The sequence below is a fragment of the Streptomyces europaeiscabiei genome (genome assembly GCF_001550375.1).
Classification (GTDB): domain Bacteria; phylum Actinomycetota; class Actinomycetes; order Streptomycetales; family Streptomycetaceae; genus Streptomyces; species Streptomyces europaeiscabiei.
Map to the genome: position 1 here is coordinate 1 of NZ_LRTR01000635.1, position 3,485 is coordinate 3,485.

A 3,485-nucleotide genomic window follows, 5' to 3' on the forward strand; every position below is an offset into this window, starting at 1 on the left:
GCCCGCTCGGCCGACGCCGACTCCTCCGCGCTCGGCCGCAGCCTGGCCGGACTGTCCGGACCCGATCAGGAACGGCTGCTCTCGGACCTGGTGCGCCGCCACGCCGCCGTCGCCCTCGGCCACGGCTCGGCCGGCGCGGTCGACGGCGAACAGTCCTTCAAGGACCTCGGCTTCGACTCACTCACCTCAGTCGACCTGCGCAACCGCCTCAGCGCCGAGACCGGCCTGCGGCTGCCCGCGACGCTCGTCTTCGACCACCCCCGCCCCAGCGCCCTCGCCCGCCACCTGGCCCGGGAACTCGCGGGCACCACCGAGCAGTCGGCCCCCAGCACTCTCGCCGCGGCGGACGACGACCCGGTCGTCATCGTCGGCATGGCCTGCCAGTACCCCGGCGGTGTCAACTCGCCGGAGGACCTGTGGCGGTTCGTCTCCGAGGGCGGCGACGCCATCGGAGCCTTCCCCACCGACCGCGGCTGGGACCTGGACCGGCTGCCCGGCCTGCAAGCCGGATTCCTGCACGGCGCCACCCACTTCGACGCCGCCCTCTTCGGCATCGCACCCCGCGAGGCCCTCGCCATGGACCCCCAGCAGCGACTGCTCCTGGAGACCTCCTGGGAGGTCCTCGAACACGCCGGGATCGACCCGCTGTCCCTGCGCGGCAGCCGCACCGGCGTCTACGTCGGCGCGATGGGCTCCGGCTACGCCTCCGGACTCTCCGACATCCCCGAAGGCATGGAGGGCTACATCGGACTCGGCGTCTCCGGCAGCGTCATCTCCGGCCGGGTCGCCTACACCTTCGGTCTGGAGGGGCCGACCATGACGGTCGACACCGCCTGCTCCTCCGCCCTGGTCGCCCTGCACCTCGCCGCCCACGCCCTGCGCCAGGGCGAATGCACCATGGCCCTGGCCGGCGGGGTCACCGTCATGGCCACACCCGGCACCTACACCGAGTTCACCGCCCAGAACGGCCTGGCCGCCGACGGCCGCTGCAAGGCCTTCGCCGCCTCCGCCGACGGCACCAGCTTCTCCGAGGGCGTCGGCATGCTGCTGCTGGAACGCCTCTCCGACGCCCGCCGCAACGGTCACCGGGTACTGGCCGTGGTCCGCGGCTCCGCCACCAACCAGGACGGCGCCTCCAACGGCCTGACCGCCCCCAACGGCCCCTCCCAGGAACGGGTCATCCGCCAGGCGCTCGCCTCGGCCGGGCTCTCCCCGGCCGACGTCGACGCCGTCGAGGCACACGGCACCGGCACCACCCTCGGCGACCCCATCGAGGCCCAGGCCCTCTTCGCCACGTACGGCCGCGAACGGCCCGAGGGACAGCCCCTGCTGCTGGGCTCCGCCAAGTCCAACTTCGGGCACACCCAGGCCGCCGCGGGCGTCGCCGGCGTCATCAAGATGGTCATGGCCATGCGCCACGGCGAACTGCCGCCCACCCTGCACGTCGACGAACCCTCCCCGCACATCGACTGGTCCGGCGGAACCATCGACCTGCTCACCGAGGCCCGCCCCTGGCCCGCCCAGGAGGGCCGTCCGCACCGCGCCGGCGTGTCGTCCTTCGGCATCAGCGGCAGCAACGCCCACGTCGTCCTGGAGGAACCGCCCGCCCCCGAGCCCGCCCCCGACCGGCCGGCACCGGCCTTGCTGCCGCGCGTCCACCCCGTCTCGGGACACACCCCCGAGGCGCTGCGCGCCCAGGCCGCCCGGCTGCGCACCCACCTGCTGAACCACGACGACGACCCCCGCGACATCGCCCACACCCTCACCGCCGCCCGCCACCCGCACCCACACCGCGCCGTCGTCGTCGCCAGCGACCGCGAGGAACTCCTCACCGGTCTTGCCGCCGTCGCCTCCGGCGAGGGCGCCGCGCACGTGGTCACCGGCACCGCCGACGGCGGCCGTCTCGCCGTCCTGTTCAGCGGTCAGGGCGCCCAGCACCCCGGCATGGGCCGCGACCTGTACGCCGCCCATCCCGTGTTCGCCGAGACGTTCGACACCGTCTGCGCCGAACTCGACCGTCACCTCGACGGACCACCGCTGCGCGACGTGGTCCTCGCCGCAGAGGGCAGCGACGCGGCCGCGCTCCTGGACCGCACCGCCCACACCCAGGCCGCCCTGTTCGCGTTCGGCACCGCCGCCCACGCCCTGGCGGCGTCCTGGGGCATCCGCGCCGACGTGTTCGCCGGACACTCCATCGGAGAGCTGACCGCCGCGCACGCCGCCGGGGTCTTCGACCTCGCCGACGCCTGCGCCCTCGTCGCCGGCCGCGGCCGGCTCATGCAGAACCTGCCCGAGGGCGGCGCCATGGCGGCCCTGGAAGCCACCGAGGCAGAGGTCCTGCCCCTGTTGGAGGGCCGCGCCGACCGCGTCGCGATCGCCGCGGTCAACGGACCGGTCTCGGTGGTCGTCTCCGGCGAGGAGAAGGACGTGGAGGAGATCGCCGCCGAGTTCACCGCGCGCGGACGCAGAACCCGACGCCTGCGGGTCAGCCACGCCTTCCACTCGCCCCTGATGGACGCCATGCTCGACGACTTCCGCGCCGTCGCCGCCCGGGTCCGCTACAGCGTCCCCGCCGGCGTCGTCGTCATGTCCGACCTGACCGGCGCCCCCGCCACCGGCGACGACCTGATCACCCCCGACTACTGGGTCCGCCACGTCCGCCAGGCCGTCCGCTTCGCCGACGCGGTCCGCGCGCTGGAGACCGACGGCGTCACCCACTGCCTCGAACTGGGTCCCGACGCCACCCTCACCACCCTCGTCCAGGACGGCCTCACCGACCCGGCGGCGATGACCGCCGTACCCCTGCTGCGCCGCGGCGTGCCCGAGAACCGCGCCGCGCTGCTCGCGGCCGCCACCCTGCACGCCCACGGACACGGGAAGGCGCCCGCCGCCCAGGACGACGCCGAAGCCCGGCCCGTGGCCCTGCCGACGTACGCCTTCCAGCGCGAACGCTTCTGGCTGGAGCCGTCCGCGCCGCCCGCCGCGCGCACCCACGACAGCGCGTTCTGGGAACTCGTCGAGGCCGCCGACCCCATGGCCCTCGCCGCGCGGCTCCACGTCGACACCGACGCCCCGCTCAGCGCCGTCCTGCCCGCCCTCGCCGCCTGGCGCGACGAGGACCGCAAGGACGCGGAGATCGGGCGCTGGGAGCACCGCGCGGTGTGGCGGCCCGCCGCCGACGGCAGCGCCGCCACCCTCACCGGTACCTGGGTCCTCACCGTCCCCGACCGCATCAACGGCGGCCCCTGGGCGACCTCCGTCGCCGAGGCGCTCACCGCGCACGGCGCCCACGTCCACGTCCTGCCCGTCGACTGCGCCACCGCCGACCGCGCCCTCCTGGCCTCCGCCCTCACCGCACTGCGGCAGGACGACGGGCCGGCCTGGACGGGCGTGCTGTCCCTGCTCGCGGCCGACACCGCACCGCTGCCCGGCCACGGGGCGGTCCCGGCCGGCCTCGCCGCCACCACCGCCCTCGTCCAGGCCCT

Annotated in this window: 1 protein-coding gene; it reads left to right on the plus strand. The window is 75.4% G+C overall.

Annotated features, from left to right (window positions below; translation table 11 throughout):
- On the plus strand, positions 1-3,485 hold a 3,485-nt coding region (locus AWZ10_RS31035; RefSeq protein ID WP_159058402.1), incomplete at both ends, for a type I polyketide synthase.